This window comes from Pseudomonas sp. VA159-2 (genome assembly GCF_024126635.1).
In the GTDB taxonomy this organism is placed as follows: Bacteria; Pseudomonadota; Gammaproteobacteria; order Pseudomonadales; family Pseudomonadaceae; genus Aquipseudomonas; species Aquipseudomonas muyukensis.
In genome coordinates, this window is the sequence record NZ_JAMYBV010000026.1 from 16,913 (window position 1) to 34,819 (window position 17,907).

The 17,907-nt window shown below is 64.5% G+C and carries 11 protein-coding genes; 2 read left to right on the top strand and 9 right to left on the bottom strand.

What is annotated here, in order from left to right; all coding sequences use genetic code 11:
• Positions 1-211: 211 nt before the first annotated feature.
• Positions 212-397: a hypothetical protein gene (locus tag NJG22_RS20400; RefSeq protein WP_253097352.1), complete on the top strand. Its 186-nt coding sequence runs from the start codon at positions 212-214 to the stop codon at positions 395-397.
• 3 nt (positions 398-400) lie between these two features.
• On the opposite strand, the gene NJG22_RS20405 is transcribed toward NJG22_RS20400, so the two are convergent.
• The 3 genes from NJG22_RS20405 to NJG22_RS20415 all read right to left on the bottom strand — a co-directional run bounded on the left by NJG22_RS20405 (position 401) and on the right by NJG22_RS20415 (position 2,867).
• A complete protein-coding gene (locus NJG22_RS20405) occupies positions 401-595 on the bottom strand; it encodes a hypothetical protein (RefSeq protein WP_253097246.1) in 195 nt (64 codons plus the stop codon).
• 116 nt (positions 596-711) lie between these two features.
• Positions 712-2,196 carry a methyl-accepting chemotaxis protein gene (locus NJG22_RS20410; protein ID WP_253097348.1) on the bottom strand — a complete coding sequence of 495 codons (1,485 nt, stop codon included), beginning with the start codon at positions 2,194-2,196 and terminating at the stop codon, positions 712-714.
• Positions 2,197-2,462: 266 nt separating this feature from the next.
• Positions 2,463-2,867: a TraR/DksA family transcriptional regulator gene (locus tag NJG22_RS20415; RefSeq protein WP_253097249.1), complete on the bottom strand. Its 405-nt coding sequence runs from the start codon at positions 2,865-2,867 to the stop codon at positions 2,463-2,465.
• Between the two features lie 358 nt (positions 2,868-3,225).
• Between NJG22_RS20415 and NJG22_RS20420 the strand changes: the two genes are divergently transcribed.
• Positions 3,226-7,767 carry a hypothetical protein gene (locus NJG22_RS20420; RefSeq protein WP_253097251.1) on the top strand — a complete coding sequence of 1,514 codons (4,542 nt, stop codon included), beginning with the start codon at positions 3,226-3,228 and terminating at the stop codon, positions 7,765-7,767.
• Positions 7,768-7,805: 38 nt separating this feature from the next.
• On the opposite strand, the gene NJG22_RS20425 is transcribed toward NJG22_RS20420, so the two are convergent.
• The 6 genes from NJG22_RS20425 to NJG22_RS20450 all read right to left on the bottom strand — a co-directional run bounded on the left by NJG22_RS20425 (position 7,806) and on the right by NJG22_RS20450 (position 17,826).
• Positions 7,806-8,579 carry an enoyl-CoA hydratase gene (locus tag NJG22_RS20425; protein WP_217848698.1) on the bottom strand — a complete coding sequence of 258 codons (774 nt, stop codon included), beginning with the start codon at positions 8,577-8,579 and terminating at the stop codon, positions 7,806-7,808.
• 13 nt (positions 8,580-8,592) lie between these two features.
• Positions 8,593-9,720, bottom strand: a complete 1,128-nt coding sequence (locus NJG22_RS20430; RefSeq protein ID WP_253097253.1) for an acyl-CoA dehydrogenase — start codon at positions 9,718-9,720, stop codon at positions 8,593-8,595.
• Between the two features lie 8 nt (positions 9,721-9,728).
• Positions 9,729-10,922, bottom strand: a complete 1,194-nt coding sequence (locus tag NJG22_RS20435; protein ID WP_253097256.1) for an acetyl-CoA C-acyltransferase — start codon at positions 10,920-10,922, stop codon at positions 9,729-9,731.
• 12 nt (positions 10,923-10,934) lie between these two features.
• Complete coding sequence (locus NJG22_RS20440; RefSeq protein ID WP_253097258.1) at positions 10,935-11,702, bottom strand: SDR family NAD(P)-dependent oxidoreductase; 768 nt, start codon at positions 11,700-11,702, stop codon at positions 10,935-10,937.
• A 12-nt stretch (positions 11,703-11,714) separates the two neighbouring features.
• Complete coding sequence (locus NJG22_RS20445) at positions 11,715-13,361, bottom strand: AMP-binding protein (RefSeq protein ID WP_253097260.1); 1,647 nt, start codon at positions 13,359-13,361, stop codon at positions 11,715-11,717.
• Positions 13,362-13,476: 115 nt separating this feature from the next.
• Positions 13,477-17,826, bottom strand: coding sequence for a DUF6543 domain-containing protein (locus NJG22_RS20450; protein ID WP_253097262.1), 4,350 nt, complete (start codon positions 17,824-17,826; stop codon positions 13,477-13,479).
• Between the last annotated feature and the right edge of the window lie 81 nt (positions 17,827-17,907).

Below are 17,907 nucleotides of genomic sequence, written 5' to 3' on the forward strand. Positions count from 1 at the left end.
AACGAAGCATCCGCGCGGCAAACCTTGCACGCAACCGGGAAAGGATTCACCCAGCCACTGCAAGGCGGCGCGAAGTAAGCTTCGGCATGATTCCGTAATAGGAAACGTAATGTCTGACAGTAAAAAAGCCAGAAAGGATGCGACAAACAGTGTCACCGCTTTCGCCAGAAAGGGCCACTGAGCTTCAGTCGCGCATTACAGGGGAACGAATATGCACGAAAATACCGAAACCCGTCGAGAGGCACGCAACAATTCGTGTCTGGGAATACCCCGTTACATCGTCATTCCCGCCGGTATTGCCTTCTATCATATCGCCGAACGCGACACCGGCCGGGTACGAGGGTTTCGCCAGCGTCACGAGGATGCCTGCGAACTGGCTCGCCACTTCGAACGCTGAATCTCAGGCAACGTGGCACCTGGCCAGTTGCGCCTGCCAAGCCGCCTGGCACTCCAGCGCCTCGTCGCGGCTGGCGAATGCCGTGCCGCGGCGTTCGCCATCGACCAGCACCACCCAGCACAGCCGCCTGCCCACCGCCTGGAACGACCGCGGTACACCACTACCGATCATCACCGCCACATCGACTCGGCTATTCATCATTCCCTCCGGAATTTAATTAGCAACCTAACGATGTGCGCATGATACGGCCTGCCGGAAGCAAAGGAAAGCGCCTGCCAGCACAGCTGTATTGCAGCCAAGGCAACAAAGGCAAGTCAATCCAGCCCCAGCTCCGGGCGATAACCCAGGCGCAACCCACCCCAATGCCGCCCCTGAACGAAGATCGGCACCGACAGATCGTGCATCAGCTCACCCGTATCGCGGGTATAGGTTTGCAAGAGCACCCGCTGTTGGTGGCTACCGCAGCGGATACCCGTGCGATCGTCGAAGGTGCGCTTGCTGCGGTTATGCGCGGTGTCGTGTTGCGCATCACCGGTCAACGGCCGGTTGAAAGCGTTATTGTGGGTGGGCACATAGCCCTGCTGGGTGCAGGCGATGGCATAGACCAACCCGTCATGCTGCAACAGCGGCTCCTGGATCTGCGGCAGCACCGTGTCGGTGTACTGGTCGAAACGCGTGCTGAAGCGCGGCGGCAGCATACCGGGGATCGGCCGGTAGTGCCGATCGAACAAGTCGTCAAGGCTGATCCGCCCCTGCTCGATATCGGCCTCGAAGCGCTCGCCGATTTGCCGCGCACCCTCCTGGGCCAGCTCGAAGACCCGCTGGTGATAGGCATCAAGCCCGACTTCGGCCAGGCGCTCGCTGAGGCTTTCGACCTGCCCCTCCATTTGCACCGCTGCCTTGGCCAGCCGCCGGGTTTGCTGGTCGCTGACCTCAAGGTCGCTGCGCACTTGGGCCACGGCCAGGAACAGGGTATCGAGCTGCACCTGATTGGTCTGCGTACCTTCGGCGATCTCACCCACCTGCCCTTCGACGCTGGCAGCCAGCTCGGCGATGTGCGCCAATTGCCCGCCAGTGTGCTCGACTTGCTCGACGCCCTGGCCAAGGTCATCGGCCAGCCCGCGAATCTGCGCCACGACCTGGGCGGTGCGCGCCTGGATGTCCGCCACCATCTGCCCCACCTCCTCGGTGGCACTGGCGGTGCGCCCGGCCAGGCCACGGACTTCGTCGGCGACCACCGCGAAGCCACGGCCGTGCTCACCGGCCCGCGCAGCCTCGATGGCGGCGTTGAGGGCCAGCAGGTTGGTCTGGCTGGCAATGGCCTGGATCACCAGGGTGACCCGGGCGATGTCTTCGCTGCGCTGGTGCAGCGCCTCGATCAGTTCGCGGCTGGCGCTGGCCCGGGCACTCAGGTCACGCATGCGTTGGATCGACTCGGCGAGTACCACGCTACCTGCCACACTACTGCCATGGGCCGAGCGCGCGGCCTCCAGGGCTTGCTGGCTGAGCTGGGCGGTGACCTGTTCGGTACTGATCATGATCTCGGCGCTGCCGACGATCTCCTGGGCGGCGCCCAGTTGCGACTGCACCCGAGCCGCCAATTGTTGCACCGAGTGGGCCACCGCCGCGGCCGACAGGGCGTTGTGGCTGGTACCGCGCGCCAACTCCTGCAGCAGCTCGCCGCTCTGCCCTTGCGCCGGTGCCGCCTGCAACGGCCGCGGGCGTCGCCCATGGGGTAGCCACAGCACCAGCAACCCCAAGGGTATGGCCAGGTACAAGGCCAGCCCAGCGTAGGCCATGGCTGCCAGCAGCGCGCACACAGCCACCCCCTGCACCAGGGCGATACCGTTCAGGGTTCGCGCAGGCACGGGCGCTACCGTCGACAGAGATCCTTCTCGCATCATCTTCGTGGTCCATCCGCATGTCGTTTTTGTGACGTCATTAAACGCCACTATAACGCCATTATCCAGGCACCCTCAGGCACAAGGCGGCCACGCTTGATACAAGACAAGAAAACACGAAGGCCCCAGGGATCGCTCCGTGGGGCCTTGCGCAAGGCGTTGGATCAGATCTGCCGCTGGTGGCGGTCGAGCTGTTCGTGACGCTCCTGGGCTTCGATGCAGTACTTGGTGGTCGGGCTGATCAGCAGGCGCTTCAAGCCGATCGGCTCACCGCTGTCATCACACCAGCCAAAGCTCTCGTCGTTGATGCGGTCCAGGGCCATCTCCAGCTGCGGCAGCAGGCGCTGGTCGCGGTCGATGGCGTTTACCAGCCAGGTGCGTTCTTCCTCGACCGATGCCACGTCAGCGGGATCCGACGGGGTATCCAGGCTCTCGATGGCGGTGCGGCTGAGTTCGATGCGCTCGTGGGTTTCGACTTTCATCGCCTGTAGCAGCGCGGTGAAGTACGCGAGCTGCTCGGCGTTCATGTAGTCATCGGCCGACATGGCCAGCAACTGTTCCTTGGTCATCGATTTCTCTATGAAAAAATGTGCATATGGGCGATTCGGTTGCCGCCGACGACGCTGCGGCGGCGACGGAATTCTTCAAGCGCCAACCGGCACTCTTTTACAGGGGGCGGCAGTCTAAGGTGCCAAGCGGCGGTGGGCAACACAAATGACGGAGGAATTGACTGAAATCACCAGGAATCTGCCCGCTGGTGTCGGATTTTCACGGCGCTGCGCGCCTGGTAGGCGCGAGCAGGCAATATGCCGCAACAAATGTCGACTTGTCTGGCCAGCAACGGGCGCCGTGGTGCGGTAGTTGACTAGCGCACGGCAGCAGGCAGAACCGGGCTTGATGGGACGTCCTCACCCAAAGGCCACCGCCATGAACGACAACCTGCAACAACGCCTGGCACAATTCAGCCGTCTCGACTGCAAGGTCGCCAAGCGCTTCAACGATCGCCCGACCTTGCTGGAGACCGCCGAGTATCTGCTTTTCGACCAATGGCAAGAACGCCACCTGAGCCGTCAGTACGATCCGCTGAACCTGTTCCTGAAAACGCGCCACGAACACACCAACTACACCTATACCAGACCTCTGGCACAAGTACTGGTCGAACGTTACTGCCGGCGCCGCACCCTTAACCTGACAGTGGGCGCCGACACCCTGATTGCCAGCCCGGACGACGATGCCACGCTGGCCATCGACCTGCACAAGGTCGAGTTGCTCATCAACGAGACCGGGCCTGTGCTGCTCACCGTTCACCAACAGCAACTGGCCAGGTACTGGAGCCTATTCGACAGCAGCGGCGAAACCCCTTGGCAGTGGTACAGCAACGATCTGCGCCAACAACTGCAAACCGCCATCGATGCTCACCACGCGGCGGGCAGCTTGCCCACGTTCGCCTTGGCGACCGCCAAGTTGGTGCATGACTACCCCGGGTCGGCCCAACGCAGTCAATGGCCAAATGCCAATGGTCTGGTTGTTTCCGGCCTGCGGGTCGATTACGCGAACAACAGCAACCTCGACGTGGATCTAGCCAGCGCGGTGCTCATCGAGCACACCGATGGCGAGCCGGCGCGTGACCTGACCCTGCTCTACACCCTGAGCGGTAAACTGCTCAGCTTCGCTTCACGCCAGGACCTGCTGGAGACCATCGCCCGTTACCACGCCAGCACTACCCCGCAGACGCCGCTACACATAGATATCGCCCCCGTCGCACCTTCAGTGTTCGAGGACCAGGCGCTGGGCCTGCTGAATCAACAGTTGCGCGTTATCGAGACCATTGCCGGGCGCTACCACAGCGCACTGGATGCAATCACCCTGAGCCTTGACATAGACCGTTTCACCTCCATGGTCGACTTGTGCAGCGATATCGAGGAGGCTCAACGCCGTTCGCTCTCAGCGCACCTGCCCGAGTGGCTGCGCAATGCGCCGAGCCGCCCCTTGATGCACTACAGCACCCTGTTGATCGATGTCGCGCAGCGCTACCACGAAGCCAAGGGACGCTTCTGGCTGGACGGTGTGCCCACCGCCGAGGCCTACGCCAACCAACAACTGGCCCAGCGCCTGGCAGCCGACCATCCCAGCGATGCCTGCAAGCCGGAGCAGGTGCGTGTCAGCAACTACCAGGTCACCGCTGCCGCAGCGCCAGTGCAAGGTTCGATCGTGACCAGTGGCGAGGTAACGCCAGTCCAGTTCACGCTGGCACAGTTGGCCATCGGCAACCTGGGACTGTTAAAGCCAGGGCGGGTAACACTCACGTCCACCACTGCCACCCCACTGCCTACGTGGATGACCGAACGTTACCTGCACACGCTCATCAGCGAGCTGGATATCGCCACTGCTTACCCTGCCTTGCTGCGGCGCGAACTGCTGGATGACATGCCCCAGCGCCAGCAGCGACAACAACTGCTCAAGGCACAACTTGGGGCACAACTGCCGGCGCTGGCCATGGAATTGCACCTGCAAGGCAAGATCCCCGACCGACAAATCGTCGACCATGTCGGCCAGGTGTTCTCGTCCAACCCTGCAAAGACGGATCCCAGGTGGGTCATGCGCCCCCTGGGCTTCGTCAAATCTCCTGGCGCCACAGTGGATCATCCGCGCAATACCTGGCTTATTGAGGCGCAAGCACCCGATGGCGAAGCTTGCCTGCTGTATCGGCCCCTGCATGAAGAGTCGCTGCTGTACTTCAGCGACCGCATGGCGCTGTTCGTCGCCATCAGCACCTCTGGGGACTTGCAGGATGACCTGCTACAGCGCCTGCCGGCAGAGGATCGGCGCTTCTACGCCCATGGTGGCTTCCTCGAGCCACACCTGTTCGTGCCACTGGACGACACCAGCGCCGTGCCGTTCGGTACACCGGCGCCGGTCAGCCTGGCACTTGAGCCTGCCGAGGATGACGTGGGCGAGGCGCTCTACCTGGCCTGTGTGAACGAATCCATCGCCCGCTTCGAGGCGCAGGCCGTCAGTACCTCGCAAACCCGCTGGAACAGCTGGAAGGAACTCGGCTGGTTGCTGTTCAACAGCTTGCTGCCCCTGGCCGGCAGTACCTTGGGCAAGGTCGCCTGGCTGGCGCAGATGGAAATTGCCTTGGCCCAATTCATCACATCCGACAGCAAGCGCACCCCCACAGAACACCGCCTGGCCATGGTCGACCTGCTGGTGAACATCGCCATGCTGCTGTTTTCCCACTCGATCTTCCGGTTGCGCCTGGAGCAGGCGCGTGCGCCTTCAGCCCCTGCGCAATCTTCATTGCCCCTAGCCTCCAAAGTTCCTACCCCCAAGGTGACCAGTGCCCACGACTCCCTGCTTGACGCTCACTGGGCACGCCCGGGTCGCGGACTGAGCGGGCAACAACACCAGGCGCTTGAGAAGTTACGTGCCGCTGTCCCAGCCAAGGAGCTGCTTGGCTTGCAAATCCCGGCGGGCAAATACCAAGGTTTGTACCTGCTACGGACCACGTTCTATTGCATCGTCGCAGGTAAGGTCTACGAAGTCAGGGAAGACCCCTTGAGCAAGCGGATTCGTATTATCGGCCCAGACCAGAGCCAGGGATTCTGGCTGTACCGTAATGAAGTCGGGGTCTGGCAACTCGATCTGAGGCTCGGTCTCAAGGGGGGCATGCCCCTGTCGGAGCAGCTTCGCAAGCTCCAGCTGGGGAAGCAGGACGCCCTGCGTGCCGCCAACGACGTGATCAAGGCCGACAAGGCGCTCTTCCCTGCCAAGCTCCAGGAAATGACCACGCTCGAAAGCCTGGCACGCGCCACCACCGATGACAGCGTACTGAGCACTTGCCAGGACCGCATCAGCGCACTCTCCAGCTATTGGCAACAACACCTCGAACACCTGAAGACCCGTAACGCACTACAGGCGGTCAAGGACTTCAGAAAGGTCCATGCCTATGCGCTGTACAACGTCAGCTTCTGCCAACGCGTCCTGCACAAGATTCTGTACCAGCGCTACCAGCCAAACCGTGCGCAGTTGTTGCAAATTGCCCGACAACAACAGCAAGGCCAGCCTCTCAGCGCGGCCGACGTGCGCAGTGCCACACAGCGGCTGGACAACTTGACGCCGCTGCTCGAGCGAATGACCGAGAACAACACGCTACTGCGTCAGTGCCAGGACGAACTGGGCAAGCTGGCTGGCCCGCGCTTTCCTGAGATCAACCAATGGCGAGACCTGGCCGCAACGGTGACCGCCAATGCTGAGCGTGCACTGATCCTGCGTTTCCTGCGCCTGGAGGGACTGCTCAATCGCATGACCCTGGTCCACGGCCTGGAGGGCGATGCGCCCTACTGGCGCGACCGGTTCTGGGACAATGTGCAACTGGGGATCGCCCAGCGCGCCAAACTGTTCAACCTGGTGCAACCGGAACCCGAGGTCAGCATGCGCTTGCTGCGCAGCATCAAGGGGCACTTCGAGGTCGCCAACCGACAACTGGGCAACCTGATCGATCTGACTGTAGGCGATGCCGCATTACGTACCCTGCAACAGTTGCAAAGCGAACTGGATGAAATCCTCGCCGACGTCGCGCGCGACCTGAAGGAGCTACCGGACTACCCTCCCGTGCGCACCCTGGCGCAACTACGCAGCAAGATTCCCGGGCTGATCGAAACGGCCGAACACGGTGTCCTGCTGGCGGAACCCCGCGCCGAGGATGCCAATACCGTCGACTTGCCAGGCCCGGACAGCAAGACGCCGACGCGGACTTATCATCTCAAGCAAGGCAACTGGGTAGAGCTCAAGCCCGCCAAGGTAGCGCAACCCTCCAGCGAGCGCAGCCTCAAGCGCCTGCTGAAGGACAGCTCGGGGTTGATGAGCACGGCGCGCAAGGAGCTGGCGAACATCCAGCACGCGGGCAACCGCTACCTGCCGGTGGAGATCGAAGAATCCATCCTCCATCAACAAGCGCGTTTGCTCAGACAGGTCGACGCCATCGAGGCACGCCTGACCCAGGACAATGCCACCGACGAAGGCGTCAAGGGGCTGGACGCCGAGGGCACCGCCAAAGCCTTGCGTGCCTTGGCCGAGGAACTGCAACGCAAGGCCAGCCAGCTACGGATAGCGGCAGCCCTGGCGCAGCGGCCGCGCATGAACGAAGTGCAATTTCTGATCGAGCAAGGCCAGGTGCAACTGGCGAAGGTCGGCCCCCGGGTACGCCTGGCCAGGGTCAAGGGGCGCCCTGCCGACTTCCTTGACGAATACAGCATCAGCCATGATGGCAAGGTGTTGTGGTATGCCCACTTCCACTACCCGGCCCTTGAGGCTGCCAAGGTCGACTTCACCGCGGGGCACCTGAAGAGCCTGGCTCAACGCCATGCCGCAGGCCAGCAGGTGACCGAGGCCAACGGCACGACCACCGAAGTCTACCGCGCGCCGATTACCACGGCAGCCGCCAGCGCGTACTTCTTCAGCCTGTAATACCCAAGGGGCGCTGGCCTGCCAGCGCCCCGCCGGGCTCAACGGTCCTTGAACTGCGCCTCGCGCTTGGCGATGAACGCCGCCATGCCTTCCTTCTGGTCTTCGGTGGCAAACGCGGCATGGAACACCCGCCGCTCGAAGCGCACGCCTTCGCTCAAGGTCACTTCGAAGGCGCGGTTGACGCTTTCCTTGACCATCATGCTCACCGGAATCGACTTGCCGGCGATGGTCGCGGCCACCTTCAGGGCCTCTTCCAGCAGCTCGGCCTGCGGCACGATACGCGCCACCAAACCTGCCCGCTCGGCCTCCTCGGCGCCCATCAGGCGACCGCTCAGGCACAGTTCCATGGCCTTGGCCTTGCCCACCGCGCGGGTCAGGCGCTGGGTGCCGCCCATGCCCGGCAGCACGCCCAGGTTGATTTCCGGCTGGCCGAACTTGGCGTTGTCGGCGGCGAGGATGAAATCGCACATCATCGCCAGCTCGCAACCACCGCCCAGGGCGAAGCCGGACACCGCGGCAATGATCGGCTTGCGTCGGTTGGCGATGCGATCGGCGTCGCTGAACAGGTCGTCGACGTAGATCTGCGGGTACTGCAGCTCGGCCATTTCCTTGATGTCGGCACCGGCGGCGAAGGCCTTGGCGGAACCGGTCAGCACCACGCAGCCAATGTTCGGATCACGCTCGAGCTGGTCCAGGGCCTGGTTGATCTCGCCGACGATCTGCGCGTTCAGGGCGTTCAGCGCCTGGGGACGGTTGAGGGTGATCAGGCCGACCTTGCCGTGGATGTCCAACAGGATGGTTTCGAATGCCATGCAGACTGCTCCTTCAAAGATTGCGCGCAATGACCATGCGCTGAATGTCGCTGGTGCCTTCGTAGATCTGGCAGACCCGCACATCGCGGTAGATCCGCTCCAGCGGGAAGTCGCTCAGATAGCCATAACCGCCCAGGGTCTGCAAGGCATCCGAGCAGACCTTTTCGGCCATTTCCGAGGCAAAAAGCTTGGCCATCGAAGCTTCCACCAGCGCTGGGCGCCCGGCATCGCGCAATGCCGCGGCGTGCAGCACCATCTGCCGGGCCACGGCAATCTTGGTTGCCATGTCGGCCAGGCGGAAGGCCACGGCCTGGTGCTCGATCAAGGGTTTGCCAAAAGTCTGCCGCTCGTTGGCGTAGTCGCGGGCCACCTCGAAGGCGGCGCGGGCCATGCCCACCGACTGCGAGGCAATGCCGATGCGCCCGCCTTCGAGGTTGGCCAAGGCAATCTTGTAGCCCTGCCCTTCCTCGCCCAGGCGATTGGCCAGCGGCACCCGCACATTGTCGAAGACGATCTGGCAGGTGTCAGACGCGTGCTGGCCCAGCTTGTCCTCGACCCGCGCCACCTGGTAGCCCGGTGAATCGGTGGGCACGATGAAGGCGCTGATGCCGCGCTTGCCGGCGTCGGGGTCGGTGACGGCGAAGACGATCACCACCCCGGCGTTCTGCCCCGAGGTGATGAACTGCTTGCTGCCGTTGAGCACGTAGTGGTCGCCGTCACGGCGGGCGCGGGTCTTCAGGCTGCTGGCATCGGAGCCGGCCTGGGGTTCGGTGAGGGCAAAGGCGCCGAGCATCGCGCCGCTGGCCAGCGGCGCGAGAAACTGCTGTTTCTGCGCCTGCGTGCCGAACTTGAGGATCGGCACGCAGCCCACCGAGTTGTGCACGCTCATGATCGTCGAGCAGGCGCCGTCACCGGCGGCGATCTCCTCCAGGGCCATGGCATAGGCTATGTAACCCGTGTCGCTGCCGCCGTACTGCTCCGGCACCAGCATGCCGAACAGACCGAGCCCAGCCATCTCTTCGATGGCCTCCTTGGGAAAGCGGTGCGCCTTGTCCCACTGCTCGGCGAACGGCTTCAGCCGCTCCTGGGCAAAGTCGCGTACGGCATCGGCGATCTGTTGTTGCTCTTCAGTTACCAGCATGGTTCACCTCAGTACAGGCACTCGACGGCCATGGCGGTCGCTTCGCCACCGCCGATACAGATAGCCGCCACGCCACGGCGCAGGTTGTTCTGGCGCAGGGCCGACAGCAGGGTCACCAGAATGCGTGCGCCCGAGGCGCCGATCGGGTGGCCCAGGGCGCAGGCGCCACCGTGGATGTTGACCTTGTCATGGGGCAGGTCGAGGTGCTTCATGGCCGCCAGGGTGACCACGGCGAAGGCCTCGTTGATCTCGAACAGGTCCACCTCGGCCAGGTTCCAGCCAGTGCGCTTGAGCAGCTTGTCGATGGCGCCGATGGGCGCGGTGGGGAACAGCGCCGGGGTATCGGCGAAGGCCGCGTGGCCATGGATCAGCGCCAACGGCTTGAGGCCGCGTTTCTCGGCCTCGGAGCGACGCATCATCAGCAAGGCGGCGGCGCCGTCGGAAATGGAACTGGAGTTGGCCGCGGTGACGGTGCCACCTTCGCGGAAGGCCGGCTTGAGCTGCGGGATCTTGTCCAGACGCGCCTTGGGCGGCTGCTCGTCATCCTTGATGACACGCGTCTCCTTGCCCTCGGTGACTTCCACCGGGACGATCTCGGCGGCGAAACGACCGCTGCTGATCGCCTCCTGGGCGCGGGTCAGCGAAGCGATGGCGAAGTTGTCCTGGGCCTGGCGACTGAAAGCACCGCTCTGCGCGCAGTCCTCGGCGAAGGTGCCCATCAGCCGGCCCTTGTCGTAGGCATCTTCCAGGCCATCCATGAACATGTGGTCGATGATCTTGCCATGGCCCATGCGGTAGCCGCCGCGGGCCTTGTCCAGCAGGTAGGGCGCGTTGGTCATGCTCTCCATGCCGCCGGCGACGATGACGTCGGCGCTGCCGGCCAGCAGCTGGTCATGGGCCAGGATCGCCGCCTGCATGCCCGAGCCGCACATCTTGTTCAGCGTGGTGCAGGTGGTGTGCTTGCCCAGCCCGGCCCCCAGGGCCGCCTGGCGCGCCGGTGCCTGGCCCTGCCCGGCGGGCAGCACGCAGCCGAACAGCACTTCTTCGACGCAGGCGGCATCAATGCCGGCGCGCTCGACGGCGGCGCGGATCGCCGCGCTGCCCAGCTGCGCCGCGGTGAGGCTCTTGAGGTCGCCTTGCAGGCCACCCATGGGCGTGCGCACGGCACTGACGATGACGATCGGATCATTGGCGAGGGTCATGTGCATCTCTCCTTATTTGGCAGCCATGCGCAGTGCGCCGTCGAGGCGAATCACCTCGCCATTGAGCATGCTGTTCTCGATGATATGGCGGGCCAGCGCCGCGTATTCCTGCGGGCGGCCCAGGCGTGGCGGGAACGGCACCCCGGCGGCCAGCGAGGCGCGTACTTCCTCGGTCATGCCGGCCATCATCGGGGTTTCGAAAATGCCAGGGGCGATGGTCATCACGCGGATGCCGAAGCGCGCCAGCTCGCGGGCGGCCGGCAGGGTCAGGCTGGCGATGGCGCCCTTGGATGCCGCGTAGGCGGCCTGGCCGATCTGACCGTCATAGGCGGCGATGGACGCGGTATTGATGATCACCCCGCGCTCGCCCTGCTCGTCCGCCGCCCCTTCGGCCATGGCCGCGGCAGCCAGGCGCAGCAGGTTGAAGCTGCCGATCAGGTTGACGTTGATCACCTTGGCGAAGCTGCCCAGGGCGTGCGGGCCGTGCTTGCCCAACACCTTTTCGGCACCGACGATACCGGCGCAGTTGACCAGCCCGTGCAGGCTGCCGAAGGCGCTGACGGCAGCATCGACCGCCGCCTTGGCGGCCTGTTCGTCGCTGATGTCGGCCACCGTGAAGCGGGCATTGGCGCCCAGTTCGGCGGCCTTGGCCTCGACGGCGACGGCGTTGAGGTCGACCAGCATGACCTTGGCGCCGGCCTCGATCAGCATGTGCGCGGTGGCGGCGCCCAGGCCCGAGGCCGCGCCGCTGACGATGAAGTGTTTGTTGTGGATATGCATGGTGTGCTTCCTTCAGGCGCCCGCAGCGATCGGCTGCGCGGCTTGTTGTCGGGCGATTTCCTGGTTGCGCAGGATGAAGCGTTGCAGCTTGCCGCTCGGGGTCTTGGGCAGCTCGCCGACGAATTCGATTTCACGCGGGTAGGCGTGGGCAGAGAGGCGCTGGCGTACGTGCTGGCGCAGGGTTTCTTCCAGCTCGGCGCTGGCCGGGAAGCCCTCGGCCAGCACCACGAAGGCCTTGATCAACTCGGTGCGTTCCGGGTCGGGCTTGCCGATCACTGCGGCCTCGACCACGGCCGGATGCTCGATCAGAGCACTCTCGACATCGAACGGCCCGACCCGGTAACCGGAGGTGGTGATTACATCGTCGCTGCGGCCGACGAAGCTGATGCTGCCATCGGGGTTCAACTCGACGGTGTCGCCGCTTAAGTAGTACTTGCCGGCGAAAGCTTTGGTCGGCAGGCCGTGGTAGCCGCCGAACCAGCACAGCGGCGAGCGCTCGCGGTCCACCGCGAGGATGCCCGGCTGGCCGGCGGGCAGCTCGACGCCCTGCTCGTCCACCACCACGATACGATGACCTGGGATGGCGAAGCCGGCCGAACCGAGCTGCACCGGGTGCTCCAGCGCATGGTGGTTGCACAGCACCATGCCCAGTTCGGTCTGGCCGTAGTGGTCGTGGATGGTCACCCCCAGTTCATCGGCGAACCAGCGAATCACCTCGGGATTGAGCGGTTCACCGGCGCTGCTGACCACCCGCAGGCAACCCTTGATCGGGGCCGAGAAGGCTTCGCCAGCGGCGATCAGCAGGCGCAAGGCGGTGGGCGACCCGGCCAGGTTGGTGATACCCAGCTTGGCGATGATCCGCGCGCAGCTTTCGACACTGAACGGCCCATCGTAGAACGTGGTGGCATGGCCCAGGGACAACGGCCCGGTGACTGCGTAGTACAGGCCATAGGCCCAACCCGGGTCAGCCAGGTTCCAGAAGTTGTCGTCCGCACGCAGGCCAACTGCATCGCGCATGTAGCCCTGGAAGGCGACGATGGCGCGCAATGGCACTTCCAGCGGTTTGGCAGGGCCGGTGGTGCCGGAGGTGAACATCAGCAGGAAGGGATCGTCGCCACGGCGCATGACTGGCGCGCAGACGCTGTCCGCCTTCTCCAACGCCTGGTGGAAGTCCAGCTCACCGGCAGCCGCACCGACCGTGACCGTGATCGGGCAGCCCAGCACCTCGTCCAGCTTGGGGCGGTTGTGGCGGTCGGTGACCACTACCTTGGCATGGGAGTGTTCCAGGCGGTGCTCGATAGCCTTGGGCCCGAAGGCGGTGAACAGCGGCTGATAAACCGCGCCCAGGCGCCAGGTGGCCAGGATGGTGACCAGCAGCTCGGGGGTGCGCGGCATCAGCCCGGCAACCCGATCGCCTGCCCGCACCCCTTGGTTTTTGAGGACATTGGCAAAGCGCGCGGCCAGGGCCTGCAGTTGTTCGAAGGTATAGTGGCCACCGTTGCCATCACGGTCTTCCCAGACCAGCGCAGGCTGGTCGCGGCCCATGTGCCGGTCGCAGCACTCGACACAGGCGTTGAGGGCTTCAAGGTTGCCGTGCAGCGCCGCGCGGGCGGCCTGGGCAGGGTCGAACGCACGAGCGGCCTCGGCGTAATCACGCATCGTCGGACTCCTGGTTTGTTGTTTTTGGAGTGGAACCATCGGTCCGACGATGTTCGCGCCGCGTCTGCGCCGCGGCAATGGCCAAAGCTGTCAATCTGGATGACCGGTTTGGCCGCTAGCGCGCGATACCCCGCTCCGTACCGTCCACGATACGTGCCATGCGCTGCATGTACTCAAGGGTCAGGCGCTGACGCAACGGCTGGCGCTCGGCGCTCGGTGCAAGCGCGGCAAACGCCGCCGCGTCGTAGCGCTCGAGAAACCGTTGCCAGAATACCTGCCTGCACAGGCTTGCTGCGACCACCTCAGGTGTGCCCGCTGCTTCCACCGCATCATGGGCAGCGCTCAGCTGAGCCTCGCTCACACCGGGAACCCCAACCTCATGGTGACGACTCGGTTGGAAAGGCAAGCCCAGCCTGCGCCGCAGCTTGACCCGATAGCGCAAGGCCAGCGCTTTTTGCGAGGCTTCGCCAAGCCCCGCGCGCCCGGTGATATCCGCCTGCACGAAAGCCTGCAGGCGCTCCAGACGGAACAGCCCCCTGCCCAGCGCCAACAGTTGTGCGCCCGACATGGCAGTGCCTGGCTCTGCCGCCAGCGTCTCGGCATGCAACTGTCTCAATTGGCTAAAACCGTCGAGCACCTCATTACCGGGCGCCAACCCAGTGCTCAGTACGCCACGGACGGCCTGTGCGAATGCCTGGTCGGAACCTATACGCTCAAGAATGAGCCACGCGTGATGTTCGAGATCCGCTCTTGACCAGCCATGGTCCGCCTCGGCCTCCAGGCTATCGAGCAGCGCGAACAAGTCGGCATTGTGTGCTTGGCCTGCCAATTCGTCCCAGAGCGCTCCGCGCTCGAGCGCCGAGCTACCCTCGCCAACCCACCAGACGCGTCCGTGCTCGTATTCAGCCGACTCCAGGATAGGGTCCAACGCCACCAGGTTGGCACGGTCGGTCATGGTCAAACGGTTGCCCTCCACGAGGAAGGCCTCGCGAAATACCTGGGGCATGCGCAAGATCTCTTCTGGTACACCGCGCAAGGCGTTATCACGCAAATCCACCAGCTCAAGCAGCCCGCACAGCTCGATATGTGCCGGCCAAACGCGCAGCCCGCAGCGGCGCAAGCGTAGCTCGACCAGCTGTGGCAGGTGATGGAAATGCAGGTCGCAGGTGCCCAGCGCAGGGTTATCGCTCAGCTCCAGATGGCTCAGCAGCGGCAGGCGGCGCAACGACTCCAATGCTTGTGTATCCAGATGGATCTGGTTGTTCGACAACCGCAGGCGCCGCAGGTTGATCAGGTAGCCCAGGCCGTCCGGGCATCGCAACAGGTGATTGCGGCGCAGGTCCAGGCGCTGCAGGTCGGTGAAGGCACGCAGGAACCCGGCATGCACATGGCTGATGGTCGTATCGGTGATCTGCAACGCTTTCACATGGAAGAAATCTACCTGCAACGGCAGCTCCGGCAAGGTGGCCACTGGCAGGTCGCTGAACGCCAGGCGCAGCCCCAGGCGTTGCCCGGCGACATCGTGCATGTGCGCCTCGCCCAGGCCCCGCCAGGCGCGCAACAAGCGCTCGGCGAACAGCTGGCGAATTCGGCGTGAGGCATTGTCCATGGCGAAACCAACCCATTGGTTGACCGACCGCGTCAATTGCTCGAAGTCATCCTCGAGCGCCGCCAATACCGCTTGCGCGCGTACGCCTTGGCGCCACCTGATCTGCAGTTCCAGCTCCAGCTGCGCATCGTTGAGTCCAGGGAAGTACTGGCGCAACCCGTCACGCAGGATCGAGCGCTGCGATACCCGCCCTGGGCCACGGCCGCTGAGCAAATAGCCCACACGCCCATCGGCCAGCCGCTGGCCAGGGTTGAACCAGACGTGCTGGCCAGGCCACCCCAGCAAGCGGGCAATATCCTGCTGGGTACCGGGCAACTGCGCCAGCAGTTTGTCGCGAAGCTGCACCCCTGGCTGCTCCTCCGACAATTGCAGGGTAGCCGAGAGGTTTCGCGAGGCCAGCACGCTGGCGAGGGCGGCGAAGAGGTCGTCAGTGGCAGGCACCTCGACGGGGTTGCCAGCATCGTCGAAGACCTTGAACATGCTGTTTTCGCGTACCAGCACCCAATGCACGACGCTTTCATCCTCGGCACCGGCCGTGACCAGCACGTCTGTCTGCGCGATATCCCGGCTCAGGCTCAAGCGCAGGCCGGTGAACTGCAGCGTGTCGAGCAGGGTCAGGGCCAGCACGCCCGTATCGTCGGTGTAGGCACTGCGCAGGTAAAAGCCCGCCAGCATTCGATTAAGCCGGGCCATGCGCGACAGCGCCATCGCCCGGGCGTGCAATTCGCTGGGTAGGCGATCCTGCGCCAGTGCCTGCTCTGCTTGCGCCACGCTCACCTCCTCGGCCAGTGCCCGGGCATAGGCCTCAGGCAGCGAGGGGACGGCCTTGCACAACAAGGCAGCGAGGTCATTGTCGGCGGCCGGCAAGGCCAGCAGATGGTCGAACAGTGCGCTTCGCAACTCGGCCTGCCGGGCAGGGATATCAGCCGCTGTCGTAACCTGGGGCTGTGCCAGGCACCAGTCCAGCAACGGCTGCTCGGCAATATCGCCGGACGCGGGGTCCAGCGCTTGGAAGAATGCCTCGACCCGGGCATCCGCCGCGAAGCGCTCGAGCGTGTCGCGCAGGTTGATCGGTGTGCGCCGGTTCTCGACCAACAAGCCGCGCAACGCCTGTTCGTCGACCATCGCCGCCTGCATGATCTGCCGCGCCTGGCTCGCCGTGCGCGGCGTCGCCTCTGGCCATAAGGTATCGAGCATCCGCGCGGCGTCCGCCTCACCCTGCGCGCGCTGATACAACAGCTGCCAACAGCGCTCGCCGTTGTGCAAGACGACCGGGGCGTAGGCATCCGCCCGCGTAGGGTGGCGCAGCCGATAGGCGCCGTTGGGCTCGGGCTGGTGCACCTCATAGAAGCGCTCCCCCTGACGCAGCCAATGACGCTGGCCAGCGCTGAACCGTCCGTCAGCCTGCAAGCTCAGGCCGGTCGGCGAGCTGGCATAGGGCTCCAGGTCGCTCGACCACAGGCGCAGCGTTTGGCCATCGCTGCTGCTCCACTCCAGTGCCTGGAGATAGGCGCTACGCACGAACGACACCGCCGCCACGGTGGCTGCGGTGGCCGCCAGGGTGGCGGCCACGCCAAGCAAATGCTCCAGCGCCTCGTGTTGGTGCCCCTGGGACCATTCCGACACGCCTTCGAACACCTCGCCGACCGTCTGCGCCACCACGCCGGCCAGCAACAACGCGCCGACCACCGGGATGAACAAGCCGGCGAGGTTGACCAGGCTCAGGCCCGCTGACTGCCAGGCAGCGTGGCGAGCCTGGGCAGCCGCCGCATCGGCATCGGCGGTGGGCACCAATAGCAGCCGCGCATCATCCTTGAGTCGTTGCACCTGCTGGCGCGCCAGGGCCAGAAAGACATTGCCCGCCTGCACACGACCTTCCACGGCAAGATCGGGAAGCGGGTCCTGCAAGCGTGCCGCCAAGGTGCCGACAAACCCCGCGCGGTGCTCCAGGCTGATCAGCTGGGTGAAATGGTTGTGGTAGTCCGTATCCTTGAGCTCAGCGGCCAACGCCTTGTTCATCGCGGCGCTGGAGGCGTAACGCCGCAGGGCCTGGCGCGGATCGCAGGGCAGGTAGGCGATCACGCCGCGCTCGACCCCGGCGTGATCGCGCAGGTGGATCAACAGGCCATCGGCGACCGGCTGCCCCAGCACCTGCAACAGGCCTGGATAGCCTTTGAGTTCGGCCTGGGCATGCACCTGGCCGACATCGAGCACCTCGCGCAAGGCCAGCTGCTCCGCGCCACTGATAAGGCCCTTGAGCGCTGCCATCTCGGTGGCCAGGCGCAGGCCGGACAGCTTGTCATCGGCCAGCAACTGTTCGGTGGCCGGGTCGTAGATGCGCGCGAGTTCATCCTGGTACAGGCGACCGACATCCAGCGTTCGACAAACCTTGACCACCTCCTGCGCAGGCTTGGACAGCAGCTTGTCGGCCCCGGCCATCACCAGCCCGGAACCCTCATAGAAGCGGGTCCCCTGGGCAAAATTACCCATCAGCCGCAGCAGGCCGTTGGTTCGCGTTTCATGCTCGCCATAGCTGGGCAGCGGCTGAGCGGTAATTTCAGGCGATACCGTCAACCACTGCAACTGCTCGAATGACACGCCATTGGGCAGCGGTGATGCCAGTAGGGTCGCGAAATGGCGCTCGGCGAAGGCCTGCAAGGGTTGCAACTCGAGGGTGCGGGCGCGCAGGCGGGCCTGGCTTGCCTGATGCGCGTTCAACGCCTCGCGCAAGCGCTTGAGCTGGCCGCTGGAGGCCTGTTTCAGCCACTGCGGCAGTTTCGCGCCGATGAACGCATCGAGGGCGTTGTCCTGCTCGGTGTCTATGGATTGAAGCTCATGGGGGGCCAAAGTTGGCATGGCGAGATCCTTTGCCGGTTGTGAAACCGCCATGCTCGACCACCCGGGCAGCGCTTATCAGCAGGAAACAGGGCGGCAGCA

Bases quoted from the DNA above. Each gene is read 5' to 3' on its own strand.
- NJG22_RS20440 (WP_253097258.1), bottom strand. From the start codon at position 11,702: ATGCATATCCACAACAAACACTTCATCGTCAGCGGCGCGGCCTCGGGC.
- NJG22_RS20415 (WP_253097249.1), bottom strand. From the start codon at position 2,867: ATGACCAAGGAACAGTTGCTGGCCATGTCGGCCGATGACTACATGAAC.
- NJG22_RS20435 (WP_253097256.1), bottom strand. From the start codon at position 10,922: ATGACCCTCGCCAATGATCCGATCGTCATCGTCAGTGCCGTGCGCACG.
- NJG22_RS20400 (WP_253097352.1), top strand. From the start codon at position 212: ATGCACGAAAATACCGAAACCCGTCGAGAGGCACGCAACAATTCGTGT.
- NJG22_RS20425 (WP_217848698.1), bottom strand. From the start codon at position 8,579: ATGGCATTCGAAACCATCCTGTTGGACATCCACGGCAAGGTCGGCCTG.
- NJG22_RS20445 (WP_253097260.1), bottom strand. From the start codon at position 13,361: ATGCGTGATTACGCCGAGGCCGCTCGTGCGTTCGACCCTGCCCAGGCC.
- NJG22_RS20405 (WP_253097246.1), bottom strand. From the start codon at position 595: ATGAATAGCCGAGTCGATGTGGCGGTGATGATCGGTAGTGGTGTACCG.
- NJG22_RS20430 (WP_253097253.1), bottom strand. From the start codon at position 9,720: ATGCTGGTAACTGAAGAGCAACAACAGATCGCCGATGCCGTACGCGAC.
- NJG22_RS20450 (WP_253097262.1), bottom strand. From the start codon at position 17,826: ATGCCAACTTTGGCCCCCCATGAGCTTCAATCCATAGACACCGAGCAG.
- NJG22_RS20410 (WP_253097348.1), bottom strand. From the start codon at position 2,196: ATGGCCTACGCTGGGCTGGCCTTGTACCTGGCCATACCCTTGGGGTTG.
- NJG22_RS20420 (WP_253097251.1), top strand. From the start codon at position 3,226: ATGAACGACAACCTGCAACAACGCCTGGCACAATTCAGCCGTCTCGAC.